Annotated in this window: 15 protein-coding genes; 1 reads left to right on the top strand and 14 read right to left on the bottom strand. The window is 60.4% G+C overall.

Annotation, left to right across the window (positions count from 1 at the left end; translation table 11 throughout):
* Positions 1-26: 26 nt before the first annotated feature.
* The 3 genes from D3P04_RS11525 to D3P04_RS11515 form a co-directional block, all read right to left on the bottom strand.
* Complete coding sequence (locus tag D3P04_RS11525; protein WP_119748976.1) at positions 27-2000, bottom strand: DEAD/DEAH box helicase; 1974 nt, start codon at positions 1998-2000, stop codon at positions 27-29.
* 264 nt (positions 2001-2264) lie between these two features.
* The gene (locus D3P04_RS11520) at positions 2265-2576 is read right to left on the bottom strand and encodes an ETC complex I subunit (protein ID WP_119748974.1); all 312 of its coding nucleotides are present in this window, start codon (positions 2574-2576) and stop codon (positions 2265-2267) included.
* 95 nt (positions 2577-2671) lie between these two features.
* Entirely contained in the window at positions 2672-2989 is a 318-nt protein-coding gene (locus D3P04_RS11515) for a cupin domain-containing protein (protein ID WP_119748972.1), read from the bottom strand.
* A 162-nt stretch (positions 2990-3151) separates the two neighbouring features.
* Here D3P04_RS11515 and D3P04_RS23350 point away from each other — a divergent pair, with 162 nt between their 5' ends.
* A complete protein-coding gene (locus D3P04_RS23350; RefSeq protein WP_182912820.1) occupies positions 3152-3418 on the top strand; it encodes an I78 family peptidase inhibitor in 267 nt (88 codons plus the stop codon).
* A gap of 121 nt (positions 3419-3539) precedes the next feature.
* On the opposite strand, the gene uvrB is transcribed toward D3P04_RS23350, so the two are convergent.
* The 11 genes from uvrB to coaBC all read right to left on the bottom strand — a co-directional run bounded on the left by uvrB (position 3540) and on the right by coaBC (position 15772).
* Positions 3540-5723: an excinuclease ABC subunit UvrB gene (gene uvrB, locus D3P04_RS11505; protein ID WP_119748970.1), complete on the bottom strand. Its 2184-nt coding sequence runs from the start codon at positions 5721-5723 to the stop codon at positions 3540-3542.
* A 148-nt stretch (positions 5724-5871) separates the two neighbouring features.
* A complete protein-coding gene (locus tag D3P04_RS11500; protein WP_119748968.1) occupies positions 5872-7086 on the bottom strand; it encodes an NAD(P)/FAD-dependent oxidoreductase in 1215 nt (404 codons plus the stop codon).
* 155 nt (positions 7087-7241) lie between these two features.
* Positions 7242-8453: a cysteine desulfurase gene (locus D3P04_RS11495; RefSeq protein ID WP_119748966.1), complete on the bottom strand. Its 1212-nt coding sequence runs from the start codon at positions 8451-8453 to the stop codon at positions 7242-7244.
* Positions 8450-9043, bottom strand: coding sequence for a Yip1 family protein (locus tag D3P04_RS11490; protein WP_119748964.1), 594 nt, complete (start codon positions 9041-9043; stop codon positions 8450-8452). The genes D3P04_RS11495 and D3P04_RS11490 overlap by 4 nt, the downstream gene beginning before the upstream one ends.
* Complete coding sequence (locus tag D3P04_RS11485) at positions 9040-9513, bottom strand: hypothetical protein (RefSeq protein WP_119748962.1); 474 nt, start codon at positions 9511-9513, stop codon at positions 9040-9042. The genes D3P04_RS11490 and D3P04_RS11485 overlap by 4 nt, the downstream gene beginning before the upstream one ends.
* 29 nt (positions 9514-9542) lie before the next feature.
* Positions 9543-10883 carry a SufB/SufD family protein gene (locus D3P04_RS11480; RefSeq protein WP_119748960.1) on the bottom strand — a complete coding sequence of 447 codons (1341 nt, stop codon included), beginning with the start codon at positions 10881-10883 and terminating at the stop codon, positions 9543-9545.
* On the bottom strand, positions 10883-11638 hold the full coding sequence (gene sufC, locus D3P04_RS11475) for a Fe-S cluster assembly ATPase SufC (RefSeq protein ID WP_119748958.1): 756 nt from the start codon (positions 11636-11638) through the stop codon (positions 10883-10885). The genes D3P04_RS11480 and sufC overlap by 1 nt, the downstream gene beginning before the upstream one ends.
* An 8-nt stretch (positions 11639-11646) precedes the next feature.
* Positions 11647-11958, bottom strand: coding sequence for a heavy metal-binding domain-containing protein (locus D3P04_RS11470; protein ID WP_119748956.1), 312 nt, complete (start codon positions 11956-11958; stop codon positions 11647-11649).
* The gene (sufB, locus tag D3P04_RS11465) at positions 11955-13475 is read right to left on the bottom strand and encodes a Fe-S cluster assembly protein SufB (protein WP_119748954.1); all 1521 of its coding nucleotides are present in this window, start codon (positions 13473-13475) and stop codon (positions 11955-11957) included. The genes D3P04_RS11470 and sufB overlap by 4 nt, the downstream gene beginning before the upstream one ends.
* Positions 13476-13505: 30 nt before the next feature.
* Positions 13506-14549, bottom strand: a complete 1044-nt coding sequence (locus D3P04_RS11460; RefSeq protein ID WP_119748952.1) for a cysteine desulfurase family protein — start codon at positions 14547-14549, stop codon at positions 13506-13508.
* A complete protein-coding gene (gene coaBC / locus D3P04_RS11455; protein ID WP_119748950.1) occupies positions 14546-15772 on the bottom strand; it encodes a bifunctional phosphopantothenoylcysteine decarboxylase/phosphopantothenate--cysteine ligase CoaBC in 1227 nt (408 codons plus the stop codon). Before coaBC ends, D3P04_RS11460 begins: the two co-directional genes overlap by 4 nt.
* Positions 15773-15823 lie beyond the last annotated feature (51 nt).

Here is a 15823-nt window from a genome sequence, read left to right as displayed (position 1 = left end):
TTATATAAGCACAACAAACAAGCTGCTCAGCCTCGGGTTCTGGGGCGCCGCGGTGGCGCATTGCCGCCATCTGGGCGTCGGGACGGCGCATGCTTGCCTTTGGTTTTTCCGGCAGGTTTGCCAGAAGGCTTTCCGCTGGTCCGGGCTTTGGCTTTGGGCGCAGCCGGTTTGCTGTCGCGTGCCGGTTCCGTACGACCTTTCTTGCCCTTGGCTGCCTTTTGCGCAGCACTCCAGCGCGGTTTTTTACGGGGTGTCTCGACAGATATCGGTGCGACATCGGTATCCGTAGGCGACCACGCACGGGCAGGCTTGGCGGGAAGGTCCGCCGCGGGCGTCGCCGCAGCTTTTTGAGCTCTAGAAGGCTTGTCAGCGGCGGGTTTCGCAATCTTCCGGACCGGATGCCGTTCCGGCTTCTGATCAAGCGATGGTTCGCCTTTCAACCGGCGCATCATCAGACCCTGCTCAATCTCGATCATCTCCCCGAAGCGCGGAGCATCGGCAGTGGCGATCTGAACATAGGTTTCCTCGTCACGCACACGGATGGCGCCGATCGCATCGCGGGTAATGCCGCCCGCCTCGCAGATCTTGGGCAGAATCCAGCGAGCCTCGGCCCGGCCGGTATGGCCGACCGACAGCGCAAACCAGACCGAAGTGCCGAATTCGCGTGGAGCGCGGGGTGCAGCAGCCGAATGCGGGGCGCTGTCCGTCAGTTCCTCGGGTGGCGGACGTCCTTCCCGCCAAAGCTGAACAAAGGCAGCCGCGATCTGCTCGGGTCCGACACGGTCCAGCAGGTCCTGGGCAATGGTCATATCGTCCAGCCTGGCAGTCAGTGCTGGGTGATCCAGCATCCGCACGTCATCCCTTGCACTGACCTCTTCGGCGGATGGCGCCGCGCCCCATTCGGCAACAACCTTGGCGCCCTGTAACAGGCGCTGCGCCTTTTTGTAATCCGCCGGTGTGACGATCAGTGCAGACACGCCCTTGGCACCGGCACGCCCCGTACGCCCGGAGCGATGAAGCAGGGTTTCGGAATTGCTTGGCAAATCGGCATGGATGACCAGTTCCAGTCCCGGCAGGTCTATCCCCCGCGCTGCCACGTCGGTGGCGATACAGACCCGCGCCCGTCCATCCCGCAGGGCTTGCAGCGCATGGGTCCGTTCCTGTTGAGAGAGTTCACCTGACAACGCCACGACACGAAACCCACGATTACCCATTCGCGCCAGCAGATGGCTTACATTGGCCCGCGTCTTGCAGAACACGATGGCGGTCCGCGCCTCGTAGAACCGCAACAGGTTGAAAATCGCATTCTCACGATCCCGGTTCGCGATCGACAGTGCCCGATAGGCAATATCGCCATGCTGCCGCGCCTCGCCCATCGCCGTCACGCGCAGGGAATTCTGCTGGAAATCCCGCGCCAGTTTCTCGATAGCCGCGGGCACCGTGGCCGAGAACATCAAGGTTCGGCGAGTTTCAGGTGCGGCCTGCAGAATAAACTCCAGATCCTCGCGAAAACCGAGATCCAGCATTTCATCCGCCTCGTCCAGCACCGCGACGCGCAGATCCGACAAATCGAGGCCGCCGCGATCGATATGGTCGCGCAGGCGGCCCGGAGTGCCGACCACGATCTGCGCCCCGCGGGCCAGCGCCCGGCGCTCGGTCCGGTAATCCATGCCGCCGACACAAGTCGCGATACGCGCGCCGGTCGCGGCATAAAGCCAGCTCAGTTCCGCCGCCACCTGCAATGCCAGTTCGCGCGTGGGTGCAATGGCAAGCGCAAGCGGAGCCGTGCCCTCGGTAAAGCTGTCGCCGTCACACAGCAGATCCTCCGCGGCGGCAATGCCAAAGGCGACGGTCTTGCCAGAACCTGTCTGCGCGGAAACCAGAAGGTCGCGCCCCCGTGCATCCGGTTTCAGCATCGCCTGCTGCACGGCGGTCAGGGTTTCATAGCCTCGTTCGGCCAACGCTGCGGCCAATGGCGCAGCAATCTCGTTTTGGGTCATTCGTTCTGCCTAGAATGGGCTCTTGGCCCGGGTTGACGGCCCGGTCCTGCCCGCACGCGGCCCACCATCCGCGCACCATCCAGAACAGCCGATCCGTAGCCCTACAGCCCAGCCCCGGCAGAGTCAAAGGCTGTTTACTTCCCAAGGATAGGCAAATGAGTTACATCGCTTGGCCCATTTAGAGCCGTTTCGAGAAGAGCCGCCGGCGCACAGAACCCATGTGACCGGGTAATCCGCAGGATTGCTGCTGCGATCCGGACAAAATCAATGCGTCCAGGGACCACGCCTGTCAGTCGCGAAATTCTCGCCATAGCCGCGAGGGCGGATATTCTGCGCACGCTTATGAGGTTCCTGCACGACGTAATCCAACCCGCGCTCTTTAGCGTAATCTTCAGCCTGTTTACGAGTCTCGAAGCGCAGGCGGACTTGCGATTGCGTGTCGTCGCTGCTGGTCCAGCCCATCAGCGGATCGATTTCGCGCGGATCGGCGGGCGGGTATTCCAGCACCCAGTTCTTGCTGCGCGCAGTGCCGGATTGCATGGCGTTGCGGGCGGGCTGATAAATGCGGACACGCATGGCGGAATTCCTTACACTTGAACCGCCCGAGTTATCGCCAAAGCCGGGCGCGTGATCAAGCCCCTATGCGCTTCTGTCCTTCCGGGGGCAATCATCTATTCTTCCGGGGTGCTTGCAGCCCGCTTCATTTCGATCTCGATGAAGGAAAGCGGTCCCGGTCCCGCGTTCCTGACATCATGCTGCACGCCTTTCGGTCGAAGATAGCTGTCGCCAATCTTCACGGGTTTCTCGGTTACCTCGCCATCCGCCTCATAGGCCATAATGGAATCCGTCAGGATCACGACCGCGTAATCCATTTCATGTTCATGCCATCCGGTCGTCGCACCGGGCGCAAAATCCCAGCGTGTGATCTTTGTGTGATCGTCTTCGGCAAGGACGGTCGGAACGGCAGGGGCGGTGGATTCGAACGGCATTTCGGCTTCTCCTTGATCATGTGGCGCCCGGAAAGGGTAGCGCATTACCACGAATTGTCACGGCTTCACTGGATGTGCGGCATATTTCCGTCTGCGAGATCAACCGGGGCGGGAACAGCTTCGGGATTCATGCGTTCTCTCGTGATGACAGGAGGTAATCCCATGTGCGCAACCCGAATTTTCCCGCTGATCGCGGCAGGCGTCATTCTAGGCGCATGTACGCAAGAAACGGTAGAAGCCAAACCAACCTGCGACGCCGAGCTTCATCAAAGCCTGATCGGCAAGAATATCGGCGAGGTGACCTTGCCGCCCAAGCTCGTCAAGCGCGTGATGCAGGACGGCGATCCCGCAACGATGGATTTCAACCCGGAAAGGCTGAATATCATCGTGGATGACAAGGGCTGGATCGAAAAGGCTTATTGCGGCTGAGATTCAGCGAGGCCGGACGCTGGCGGGGAATAACCGCTCGGTTTGGACAGAATGCGGTCCATTGGCGAGGCAAACGCCTTGTTTGCATGACCACTCAATTAGACGGCCGAATGGATCCGCCCTATCTCCGTTTGCGCCGCTTATTCCCGCCACGCTGCCCGGCCCTGCCGCCGGTCGAACGCCCCGAGGCATTGACGGCAGCTTCCGCCGCCGCTTCGACCGCCGATTGACGGGCCAGGGGATCATCGGCCACCGCCAGATCCACGGCTTCCAATCGCTTGACCTCGTCGCGCAGCCTTGCGGCCTCCTCGAATTCCAGATTCTCTGCAGCCTCGCGCATCTGCGCACGCAGCCCGTCCAGATGCGCCTGAAGATTTGCCCCGACAAGCGGCATGTCCACCTTGGCGGTGATGCGCGATTCATCGGTATCACCCCGCCACAGCCCGGCCAGAACGTCCTCGACATTCTTGCGGACCGTTTGCGGCGTGATGCCATGTTCTTCGTTATACGCCATCTGCTTGATGCGACGACGGTCGGTTTCGGCGATGGCGCGCTCCATGCTGCCAGTGATGCGATCGGCATACATGATGACCCGGCCATCAGCGTTCCGCGCCGCCCGCCCGATGGTCTGGACCAGCGAGGTCTCGGAACGCAGGAAACCTTCCTTATCCGCATCCAGAATGGCGACAAGACCGCATTCCGGGATATCCAGCCCTTCACGCAGCAGGTTGATCCCGATCAGCACGTCGAACGCCCCAAGACGCAGGTCGCGCAGAATCTCGATCCGCTCGATCGTGTCGATATCGCTGTGCATATAGCGGACCTTGATCCCCTGTTCGTGCAGATATTCGGTCAGGTCCTCGGCCATGCGCTTGGTCAATGTAGTGCAAAGCGTGCGATAGCCCTGCGCGGTGACCTTGCGCACCTCGTCCAGCAGATCGTCGACCTGCATCTCGACCGGGCGTATTTCGATCTGCGGATCCAGCAGGCCGGTGGGGCGAATGATCTGCTCGGTGAACACGCCGCCGGTCTGGTCCAGTTCCCATCTCTGAGGCGTGGCACTGACAAAGACGGATTGGGGCCGCATCGCGTCCCATTCCTCGAATTTCAGCGGCCGGTTATCGGTGCAGGACAGCAAGCGAAAACCATGTTCAGCCAGCACCGATTTGCGACGGTAGTCACCCCGGTACATCCCGCCGATCTGCGGCACAGACACATGAGATTCATCCGCGAAAACAATGGCGTTATCCGGGATAAACTCGAAAAGCGTGGGCGGAGGCTCACCCGGCGCCCTACCTGTCAGATAGCGGCTGTAATTCTCGATCCCGTTGCAGACCCCGGTGGCCTCCAGCATCTCCAGATCGAAATTCGTCCGCTGTTCCAGCCGTTGCGCCTCCAGCAGCTTCCCTTCCTCCTGAAACTGCTGCAGACGCAGGATCAACTCCTGACGGATGCCCTTGATCGCCTGCTGCATGGTTGGCCGGGGTGTGACATAGTGGCTATTCGCATAAATCCGGATCTGGCGGAAATTATCGGTCTTGGCGCCGGTCAAAGGGTCGAATTCGGTAATCGCCTCCAGCTCGTTGCCAAAGAAATCGAAACGCCATGCGCGGTCTTCAAGGTGGGCGGGCCAGACCTCGACGATATCGCCACGCACCCGAAAACCACCGCGCTGGAAACTGCCATCAAGGCGGCGATATTGCTGCGCGACAAGCTGCCCCAGAAACTCCCGCTGATCGTAGCTGTCGCCGACGATCATATCCTGCGTCATCGCCGAATAGGTCTCGACCGAGCCGATACCGTAGATACAGGATACAGATGCCACGATGATCACATCATCCCGTTCCAGAAGCGCGCGGGTGGCCGAATGGCGCATCCGGTCGATGGCCTCGTTGATCTGCGATTCCTTCTCGATATAGGTATCGCTGCGCGCCACATAGGCTTCGGGCTGGTAGTAATCGTAATAACTTACGAAATACTCAACCGCGTTATCGGGGAAAAACCCTTTGAATTCGCCGTAAAGCTGCGCCGCCAGCGTCTTGTTCGGCGCAAGAATGATGGCCGGACGCTGAGTCTGTTCGATCACCTTCGCCATCGTATAGGTCTTGCCGGTACCCGTCGCGCCCAGAAGAACCTGATCACGCTCCCCCGTTTCGACACCCTCCGCCAGTTCCGCGATTGCAGTCGGCTGATCGCCTGCCGGTTGAAACTCGCTATTCATGACGAAGCGCTTGCCGCCTTCCAGCTTGGGGCGGGTGACTTCGGGTACGCGCGCGATTGGCGCGTTGGTGTTGTTATGGGCCATCAGCCAAGTCCTGTCCGGGTCATCCCTCAAGGTGAGAACTGACGCGCGAAAGTCAACCGCCCCTGCTGACAGAAACCGTCATCAGCAGGAATCCCTTTCTTCCTCACCCCAATATCCCGCGGTCCGGGGCCGGGCCCCGGCTTCAGGATCACCGTTTCAGACGATCCGGCTTCAATGCAGCCCAGCCCTCGCCACCATCCATCTCATCCGCAAGGATTTCAGCCGTCACCGGTCCAAGCGTGAAGCCCTGATGCCCATGCCCGAAATGCGCCCATAAATTCGGCTGTTCCGGCACACGCCCCACCACCGGCAGCATATCCGGCATACAGGGCCGCCGCCCCGTCCAGGGTTCCGCCTCGACCGGATCACCGATATCGAACAGCTCCCGCGCGCCTTCCTCGGCATGTTTCAACTGCGGAGGCACCAGTCGCGGATGGCGGGTCAATTCCGCAGCCGTAGCGATCCGCAGGCCCCGGCGCATCGGCGATGTCACCATGGAATTCGCGAAATCCGCAATCGGATGATGTGGGGGCGTCTCCATATGGTAATGCCGGTGATAACCGCGCTTGTAGACCATCGGCACTTTCAGCCCGTAACGGGCCAGCATCATCGGTGACCACGGACCAAGGGCGACCACTGCATGCTCACCTTCGGCCTCATCGGCAACCCATGCTGCCCCTTTGCGATGCAGATCGCCCGCATCGCCATTCAGGATCCGCCCGCCACGCTTCTGGAACAGCGCCGCATAAGCAGCCACGAGCCCGCCGGGATCAGAACAATTCCAGCTGTCGGACCAATGGGTTGCCCCGGTAACCTCGATCTTGACCGAAGGTTCCAGCGTGCGAAGCTGCTTGCCATCCAGCAGCACTGCCTCGACTCCGAATTCGGTCTTGAATCGTTCCGCCGCAGCCAGCGCCTTATCCATGAGGGCCGGAGTCCGGTGCAACTCGATATAACCGTTCCTGCGAATGATGTTATCCGCCCCTGCCGCCGCGACCAACGGCGCATGACGCTCGGTCGATTGCCGGATCAGCTTGCCCCAGACATGCGAGGCACGCTTATGAGCGGCAGGCAGCGAATTGCGCGCATAGGCCAGCACCGCCCATGCCTGATCCAGCAGCCCCGGAATATTCCACTTCACGTCATATCCACGGCCCAGCGCAATCTGCAAAAGCGCACCGGGAGCCAGAGGCATCGCATAAGGCTCGACCGCTTCGGTCTGGATCAGCCCGGCATTGCCATAGCTGGTCTCACGCCCCGGCGCGTTGCGGTCGATAATGGTGACCTCATGCCCACGCTCTTGCAGGGCCAGCGCGGTACTGACGCCAATCATGCCTGCGCCCAGAACCAGAATCTCCGCCATATCTGCCTCCTTGCCGACTCGCGTTCACCGTATGCCGCAACGCGGGACCGGCATAGCGATTACGAAAATGCTTGGCTTTCAGGGATGCAGAATCCTGCTGTCTGCAGCAAGAATTAACAGACAATCTTTGGCATTTACCAAAATATTTGCAAGATTCAGGCGAAAAGTTCGCGGCAAAAGGTCAAAGCTTCGATCAGAGCATCCACTTCCTCGACCGTATTATACATGCCGAAGGATGCCCGTGCGCTTGCATTGATTCCATAGAACTCCATCAGCGGCATGGCGCAATGCGTCCCCGCCCGCACAGCGATCCCGCGCTTATCGAGAATGGTCGACATGTCATGCGCATGCGCCCCGTCCATCGTCATCGAGAAGATCGCGCCCTTATCCGGCGCATCACCCTGCACATTCAGCCAGTTCAATGCCCGCAGCCGGTCGCGGGCATGGTCGCGCAGCACGCGTTCATGCGCCGAGATCGCCTCCATCCCGATATCCATCAGATATTCAAGCGCTGCGCCCAGTCCGATCTGGTTGACGATACCGGGGGTGCCCGCCTCGAACCGCAGGGGCGGATCGGCATAGGTCACCTCATCCCTCGCGACGGTACGGATCATGTCACCGCCGCCCATGAAGGGACGCATCTCCGCCTGTCGTGTATCACGAATCCAGATCGCGCCCGATCCCGAAGGGCCATAAAGCTTATGCCCGGTGATACAGTAGAAATCGACCCCAAGCGCCGAAAGATCAACCGGCAGATGCACCGCCGCCTGAGAGCCATCGACCAGCACCGGCACATCGGTCCCCCGCGCAATCGCACCGACATCGACAATGGTACCGGTCACGTTCGACATATGGGTCACAGCAATCAACCGGGTCTTCGGACCGACGGCCTCAAGCACCTTGGCAGGCGGCAGACTGCCATCCGGCTCGGGTTCGACCCATTTCAGAACCACACCCTGACGTTCGCGCAGGAAATGCCACGGCACGATATTCGCGTGATGTTCAAGCACCGACAGCACGATCTCATCGCCCGGCTGAAGACGTGGCGCAGCCCAGCCATAGCTGACCAGATTGATCCCTTCGGTGGCACCCGAGGTAAATATTATCTCATCCTCGCGCGGGGCATTCAGGAACCGGGCGATGATCGCACGCACCCGCTCGTAATTATCCGTCGCGAGGTTCGACAGGTAATGCAGCCCGCGATGGACATTCGAATATTCCGCCTCATAGGCATGGGTCACAGCCTCGATCACCTGACGCGGCTTTTGCGCGCTTGCACCATTGTCCAGATAGACCAGAGGCTTGCCATTGACCTGCCGCGACAGGATCGGGAAATCGGCGCGGATCCTTGCAAGATCGAAACTCATTGCGGTACCTCGGGCAGCAGGCCGAAACTCGCGGCGATGATCGAAAGGACGAATCCCGTTACGAAAGCGGTGCCGATCAGGCCCAGCAGGACCTTGCCCCCGCTGGTGAAGCCGTGCAGCGTCTTGGTGAACTGAACGGTCAGCCAGAAGAACAGCACGATGGCAAGCACGCCCAGTATTCCAGACAATCCGGGAAGGATCAGAGACGTGGCGACCTGCACAACCTGAACCAGCAGAAGCACGATTTCAATCCAGACAGTCAGCAGCAAGGCGTCCTCGAAGGAACCCCGTCCGCCGAATATCCGCCCCACCCCGGTCATGAGCGACGCAGCCAGCACGATCGCGAAAAGCTGGATGACGGCCAGAACCAGCGGTTGGGCCGTCAGCGACAGAACCGGCATGTCTTCAGCTTCGGGAATCGGGAATAATTGCGATGACAGCCAGGCCAGCAATGCAGATACCGAGACCGCCAGAAACAATCCCATCCAGCGAACGGAAAGCGGCCAGTTCATCGCGATCAGGGAACGCGCAGCGGTCGCCGGATCCCGGAAAGTCAGGCTCACCAGAGCTTTGAAATCGTCAAACGTCATGCTTGCCTCGCCAGTGCAGAGATTCCGGCGCCCCAGATCATCAGGAAACCGATGCCCGAAAATGCGCGTGTCAGGGTCAGCGCAGGCCCCTGCCCGATCAGCCCCGCAACAAGACCGGCCAGCAGCACCGCCGGCGCGGCCGCCAGAAGCGCCCAGAACAGTGCCAGACGAGACCTGCCCTGATCCAGCGGCCAGGGCGTGACGCGCGAGAGCAATGAGACGACACCAGCAATCGCATAGGCAATCAGCGGCATCAGGAACATGACCGCAAGCAATGAGCCGCCCATCCGGGCCTCGAACGGAACCGAAGGATCAAGTTCGGCGGCACGGGCGTGCATCGGCGCCTGTGCAACCAGAAAGATCAGCATTGCCAGCATCAATACCACCAGCTTCACCCGCTCGGGCATATCGGCCAGCCCCCGCACAACAAGGCGGGGGGACCACCAGCTTTGCAGGATGCGGGGCAGCATGCCTCCGCCTGCCCTCACCCCCCCGGTCGTCACTGATTTTCGTGCCGGGTCAGCCAAGCTTCCAACCGATCGCTGATCTGTCCGCGCAGGTCCTCATCCTCGATCTCTTCCAGTGCATCCGCCAGGAAAGACAGAACCAGGAACACGATGGCACGCTCTTTGGGAACCCCGCGCGAGCGCAGATAGAACAGGGCCGTTTCATCAATCGCCCCGGTCGTCGAACCATGCGAGCACACCACGTCATCCGCATAGATTTCGAGTTCCGGCTTGGCCAGGAACTGGCTGTGTTCATCCAGAAGCAAGGCCTGACTGATCTGATAACCATCGGTCTTCTGCGCACCGGGCTTCACGAGTATCTTGCCCTGAAACACCCCTTCCGCACCGTTCTTCAGCACCTTCTTGTAGACCTGACGGCTTTCGCAGCGCAGGCCTCCATGGGTGATGAAGATGGTGTCGTCATGGTGGAACGGCCCGTCATTGCCGTCGCCCAGCACCGCCCCGGCAACATGGGCAAGCGCATCATCGCCGACGATATCCACAATGGTTTCATGCCGCATCAAGGTTCCGTTAACCGAAAGCACGAAGGCTTTCAGTTGCGCTTCGCTCTCGACCCGGGCGAAGATATGGGACAGTTCCAGCTTCTGATGAACCGCCTGTCTCGCCCCGATATAGTTGAGCTTTGCGCCCCGGGCGAGATCGGCCTCGATCATGCCATTCGAGCGCGCGCCGACCATGCCGGTTTCCAGCAGCGTAAGCTCCGCGCCCTCTTCGGCCCGGATGACATGATGCCATGTCACATCCGCATCCTCCGAGGCGCGGCGGTGGACGATATGCACGGGTTTCGACGGTTTTCCCGTCACCCGGATCAGCATGCCGTCCCGGGACGCGACCGTGTTAAGCGCAGCAAAGGGGCGGTTGACCGGCTTCTGACCGGCTGCCTCGAGGCTGCCGTAAATCCCCTTGGCCCAGTGGTCCGCCACCTCATCCGCCTGTGCCAGCATTTCGATCTCGATCCCCTCATGCGCGAGGGAATCCGAGGCAGCCGCATCAAACTCCCCGTCCACGAAGATCAGTTTCAGCCGGTCGAGATCCTGAAACAGCGGCGAATCCTGCATTTTTTCCGGGACTGAAATCGGTGCAGGAGCAGGCGCATTGAAATCGCGCGGATTGGTGAAGCGCCAATATTCATCGCGCGGCCCCGGCAACCCCATGTCGCGCAGCCGCCTCAGGGCATCGGCACGCGCCGCCGCGGTAAAGCCGCCCGCAGGCAGGCGCATCGCGTCAAGGCGGGTCTGCAGCGCATCGGCGGCAACCGGCGCTCCGCTGACCTGCGGCGTCACTTCCTTTGTCTGAACGGCGGTATCAGACATCAGCCGGCCTCCGCCAGAAGATCGCCATAGCCTTCCTCTTCCACCTGCAACGCCAGTTCCGGCCCACCGGATTTGACGATGCGGCCATTGGACATGATATGCACAACGTCGGGTTGGATATGATTCAGCAGACGCTGATAATGGGTGATCACCAGAAAGCTGCGATCGGGCGAGCGCAGCGCATTCACACCATCGGCCACCAGACGCATCGCATCCACATCGAGGCCGGAATCGGTTTCATCCATGATGCACATGCGCGGTTCCAGCATGGCCATCTGCAGGATTTCATTGCGCTTCTTCTCACCGCCCGAAAACCCGACATTGACCGGGCGTTTCAGCATCTCTGCGTCGATCTGCAACTCAGAGGCTTTGGCACGGATCGCCTTGAGAAATTCGGCCGAAGACATCTCGGCCACGCCGCGCGCCTTGCGCTGTGCGTTCACTGCGGTGCGCAGGAAGGTCATATTGCCCACGCCGGGAATCTCGACCGGATACTGGAATGCAAGGAACAGACCTGCCGCCGCACGCTCTTCGGGCTCCATGTCCAGAAGGTCGTTGCCGTCCAGAGTCGCCTCACCCTCGGTGACCTCGTACCCATCGCGACCCGACAACACATAGGACAGCGTCGACTTCCCCGAACCGTTCGGCCCCATGACTGCATGGACCTGACCCGCCGGAACCTCAAGGCTGAGCCCCTTGAGAATCTGCTTGTCTTCTTCCTCAAGTTTCACGTGCAAATTATTGATTTTCAGCATTTCTTACCTCAGTCGATGGTGACGGCGGTGCCGGAAGCGGACACCATCAGCATATTATTGATGACCTCGTAATCGAGATCGACCCCGACGACGGCATTCGCGCCAAGACTCGTCGCATATTCCTGCATTTCCGCAAGCGCGGTCAGCCGCGCTTCGGCCAAAGCCGTCTCATAGGCCCCCGAGCGCCCGCCGACAATATCGCGGATTCCGGCGAAAACATCGCGGAAGACATTCGCACCGATGATCGTCTCTCCGGTCGCAATGCCGTGATAGGCGGTGATCTTGTGACCGTCGATGCTTTGCGTGGTGGTTACGATCATCCGACGCTGCCCTCCAGCGATATGGCAACCAGCGATTGCGCCTCCATGGCGAATTCCATGGGCAGGGCCTGCAGAACCTCGCGGCAGAAACCGTTGACGACAAGCGCGACGGCCTCTTCCTCATCCATTCCGCGCGAACGGCAATAGAAAAGCTGATCGTCATCGACCTTGCTGGTCGTCGCCTCATGCTCCACGCGGCTGCTGGTGTTCTTGACTTCGATATAGGGCACCGTATGCGCCCCGCATTTATCGCCGATTAACAGGCTGTCGCATTGGGTATAGTTGCGGCTGTTCGTCGCCCGCGGATGCATGCTGACCAGACCGCGATAGGTATTCTGCGCCTTGCCCGCCGAGATCCCCTTGGACACGATCCGCGAGCGGGTGTTCTTGCCCAGATGCACCATCTTGGTGCCGGTATCCGCCTGCTGGAAATTATTGGCGATGGCGATCGAGTAGAACTCACCCTGCGATTCGTCGCCGCGCAGGATGCAGGACGGGTATTTCCAGGTGATTGCCGAGCCGGTTTCCACCTGCGTCCACATCACCTTGGCCCGCGCCTCGCGGCAATCGGCCCGCTTGGTGACGAAATTGTAGATGCCGCCCTTACCTTCCTCGTCGCCGGGAAACCAGTTCTGCACCGTGGAATATTTGACCTCGGCATCTTCCAGAATGACAATCTCGACCACGGCCGCATGCAATTGATGCGTATCGCGCTTGGGCGCGGTGCAGCCTTCAAGATAGCTGACATAAGCGCCCTTGTCGGCAATGATCAGCGTACGCTCGAACTGGCCGGTATTTTCGGCATTGATCCGGAAATAGGTGCTGAGTTCCATCGGACAATGCACGCCGGGCGGCACATACACAAAGGAACCGTCCGAGAATACGGCACTGTTCAGCGTGGCATAGTAGTTATCCGATTGTGGAACGACCGAGCCGAGATATTTCTTCACCAGATCGGGATATTCCCGGATCGCTTCGGAAATCGAGCAGAAAATCACTCCGGCCTTGGCCAGTTCATCCTTGAAGGTCGTACCGACGCTGACCGAATCGAAAACCGCATCGACGGCAACCTTCCGGCCATCGGCAGGAGCCTCGCCCGCGCCCTCGACGCCTGCAAGAATCATCTGCTCTTTCAGTGGAATGCCCAGTTTTTCATAGGTTGCCAACAGCTTGGGATCGACCTCATCCAGGGATTTCGGCTTTTCCTGCATGCTTTTCGGGCGCGCATAGTAATACTGATCCTGGAAATCGATCTTCGGATAGTGAAGCATCGCCCATTTCGGTTCTTTCATGCTCACCCAACGCCGATAGGCCTCAAGCCGCCATTCGGTCATCCATTCCGGCTCTTCGTTCTTCTGCGAGATCAGGCGGACGATATCTTCATTCAGCCCCTTGGGGGCATAGTCCATCTCGATCTCGGTATCCCAGCCGTATTTGTAACTGCCCATGTTCTGGACAGTCTCAACCGTTTCCCGGTCAACGCCTTCCCGAACTTCAAGATCGGTGATCTCGTTCATCTCGTGTCCTTCCTCTGGGCAAACCCTTGCTCACCCGTTTCTCTCGCGCCAGCGTGAATACGCGGATTCCCACGCATCCGCAAATCGGTTCATCTGATCGTCGTCCAAATCAGGACTTATCGATATCCGTATCGCGGCCTGCGCCTGCGCATCGTCAAAACCCATCGCCTGAAGAGTCCCGCTGGCCCGGATTTTACCGGAAGAACAGGCCGATCCAGCCGACACTGCAAATCCCGCAAGATCCATCTGCATGACCTGCGTTTCACCCTTCCACCCCGATGTAAGGAGGCAAGTCGTGTTCGGCAAGCGCTTGCTGTCTTTTCCGACAATGATCGCATCGGTCGCAACTCCGGTCAGCCGGGCTTCCAACCTGTCGCGCCGGTCGGCCACATCATCCCACAACCCGGCCTCAAGATCACGCTGGGCAGCCTCTGCCGCCGCCGCGAAGCCCGCGATACCGATCAGATTTTCGGTCCCAGCGCGTCGGCCCTGTTCTTGCCCGCCACCACGAAGCCGCGCCTCGATATCGGTTCCTTTCTTCAGAATTAATGCCCCGATCCCCTTGGGACCACCCAGCTTATGTGCGGAAATAAGTCCCGAAATCGCACCCAGCCAATTGAAAGAAAATGGAATCTTGCCGAAAGCCTGTGTCAGATCACTGACCGCCAGTCCCTCGGGCAGGGTCTGGATGACGCCGGTCTCGCTATTCGCAAGCTGCACCGCCGCCCGCGCAGGATCCGGCACGGATATGATTCCGCCACTATCGACCGGCAAAGAGGGATCACACCACTCCTTCACCGCCTCATGTTCGACCGGAGCGCATTGAAGTCCCTGCCCCGCCAACATCATCGCCGCGGCTTCCGTCGTGCCCGAGGTAAAGACCACGTCTGCCCCTTCTGCCCCCAAACTGGCCGCGATACGCTCGCGCGACCGCTCCATGAGCATTTTCGCGGCCCGTCCCTCGGCATGTACCGACGAAGGATTGCCGATCACATCCATGGCCTCGATCATTGCCGCCCGCGCCTCGGGGCGCAGAGGCGTCGTGGCGTTCCAGTCAAGGTAAACGCGGCTCATCCCAGTTCCTTCGCGATTTTAGCCGCCAACTGCCGCGCAACCTCATCCTTGCCCATGCGCGGCCATTCCTCGACCCCGTCTGCGCGAATCAGAGTCACAGCATTTTCGCTGCCGCCCATGATGCCGGTGGATGGGCTGACATCATTCGCAACGATCCAGTCACAGCCCTTGCGCTGACGCTTGGCTGTCGCATTGGCGATCACGTCATCGGTTTCAGCGGCGAAGCCCACAACCAGCGAGGGCCGCTTTGCCTTCAGATTGCTGATCCATGCCAGAATGTCGGGATTTTCGGCCATTTCCAATGCCGGAGGCTGCCCGGTTCCATCCTTCTTCATCTTGCGCTGCGAAGAATTGACGACCCGCCAATCCGCCACCGCCGCCGCCATAACTGCGGCTTCGGCGGGAAGCGCCGCCTCGACCGCGTCACGCATTTGCATGGCCGTCTCGACCCGGATGACGCCGACGCCTTCAGGGGCAGGAACCACCGCCGGCCCGGTCACGAAACTGACTCGCGCACCCAGATCACGCAACGCAACCGCAATCGCCGCGCCCTGCGCGCCAGATGACCGGTTTGCGATATATCGTACCGGATCGATCGGCTCATGCGTCGGGCCGGATGTCACGATCACATGCCGCCCTTTTAGCGGCCCCAATGCATGGGTTTCCGGCGCCAGTTTCAAAGGAGCATCCAAAGCCCCCCGGATTGCCGCCATGATCGCCTCGGGCTCGGCCATCCGGCCCGGGCCGAATTCACCACAGGCCATGTCGCCCTCATCCGGACCTACCGTCAGGATCCCGTCATCCCGCAGCAACGCGAGATTGCGCTGCGTCGCCCGGTGGTTCCACATGCGCACATTCATGGCGGGCGCGATCAGGACCCGCTTGTCGGTCGCCAGAAGCAGCGTCGATGCCAGATCGTCGGCAAGCCCTTGCGCCATCTTGGCCATCATGTCAGCCGTCGCTGGCGCGACGACCACCAGATCCGCGTTGCGCGAAAGCTGGATATGCCCGATCTCGGCTTCGGTCGAAATATCGAACAACCCTTCATGCGCAGCTTCGCCGGCCAGCACCGAGATTGTCATCGCCGTGGTGAATTCCCCGCCCGCCCGCGTCAGGATCGGAGTCACCGCCATGCCCTCGGCCCGGATCAGCCGGATCAGCTGAGGAATCTTGTAGGCCGCGATACCGCCGCCGATAATCAGAAGAATGCGTTTGCTGGTCATATCAGCCCCCGAATACCTTGCCGAGGAATAGCGACCCAATCCGCGCCCCGC

Source organism: Paracoccus onubensis, from assembly GCF_003591515.1.
Classification (GTDB): Bacteria; Pseudomonadota; Alphaproteobacteria; order Rhodobacterales; family Rhodobacteraceae; genus Paracoccus; species Paracoccus onubensis.
This window is presented reverse-complemented; position numbering and strand designations above follow the sequence as displayed.

Bases quoted from the DNA above. Each gene is read 5' to 3' on its own strand.
- D3P04_RS11525 (WP_119748976.1), bottom strand. From the start codon at position 2,000: ATGACCCAAAACGAGATTGCTGCGCCATTGGCCGCAGCGTTGGCCGAA.
- D3P04_RS11515 (WP_119748972.1), bottom strand. From the start codon at position 2,989: ATGCCGTTCGAATCCACCGCCCCTGCCGTTCCGACCGTCCTTGCCGAA.
- D3P04_RS11520 (WP_119748974.1), bottom strand. From the start codon at position 2,576: ATGCGTGTCCGCATTTATCAGCCCGCCCGCAACGCCATGCAATCCGGC.
- D3P04_RS11490 (WP_119748964.1), bottom strand. From the start codon at position 9,043: ATGACGTTTGACGATTTCAAAGCTCTGGTGAGCCTGACTTTCCGGGAT.
- coaBC (WP_119748950.1), bottom strand. From the start codon at position 15,772: ATGACCAGCAAACGCATTCTTCTGATTATCGGCGGCGGTATCGCGGCC.
- sufC (WP_119748958.1), bottom strand. From the start codon at position 11,638: ATGCTGAAAATCAATAATTTGCACGTGAAACTTGAGGAAGAAGACAAG.
- D3P04_RS11495 (WP_119748966.1), bottom strand. From the start codon at position 8,453: ATGAGTTTCGATCTTGCAAGGATCCGCGCCGATTTCCCGATCCTGTCG.
- D3P04_RS11485 (WP_119748962.1), bottom strand. From the start codon at position 9,513: ATGCTGCCCCGCATCCTGCAAAGCTGGTGGTCCCCCCGCCTTGTTGTG.
- D3P04_RS11500 (WP_119748968.1), bottom strand. From the start codon at position 7,086: ATGGCGGAGATTCTGGTTCTGGGCGCAGGCATGATTGGCGTCAGTACC.
- D3P04_RS11460 (WP_119748952.1), bottom strand. From the start codon at position 14,549: ATGAGCCGCGTTTACCTTGACTGGAACGCCACGACGCCTCTGCGCCCC.
- D3P04_RS11480 (WP_119748960.1), bottom strand. From the start codon at position 10,883: ATGTCTGATACCGCCGTTCAGACAAAGGAAGTGACGCCGCAGGTCAGC.
- D3P04_RS11470 (WP_119748956.1), bottom strand. From the start codon at position 11,958: ATGATCGTAACCACCACGCAAAGCATCGACGGTCACAAGATCACCGCC.
- D3P04_RS23350 (WP_182912820.1), top strand. From the start codon at position 3,152: ATGTGCGCAACCCGAATTTTCCCGCTGATCGCGGCAGGCGTCATTCTA.
- sufB (WP_119748954.1), bottom strand. From the start codon at position 13,475: ATGAACGAGATCACCGATCTTGAAGTTCGGGAAGGCGTTGACCGGGAA.
- uvrB (WP_119748970.1), bottom strand. From the start codon at position 5,723: ATGGCCCATAACAACACCAACGCGCCAATCGCGCGCGTACCCGAAGTC.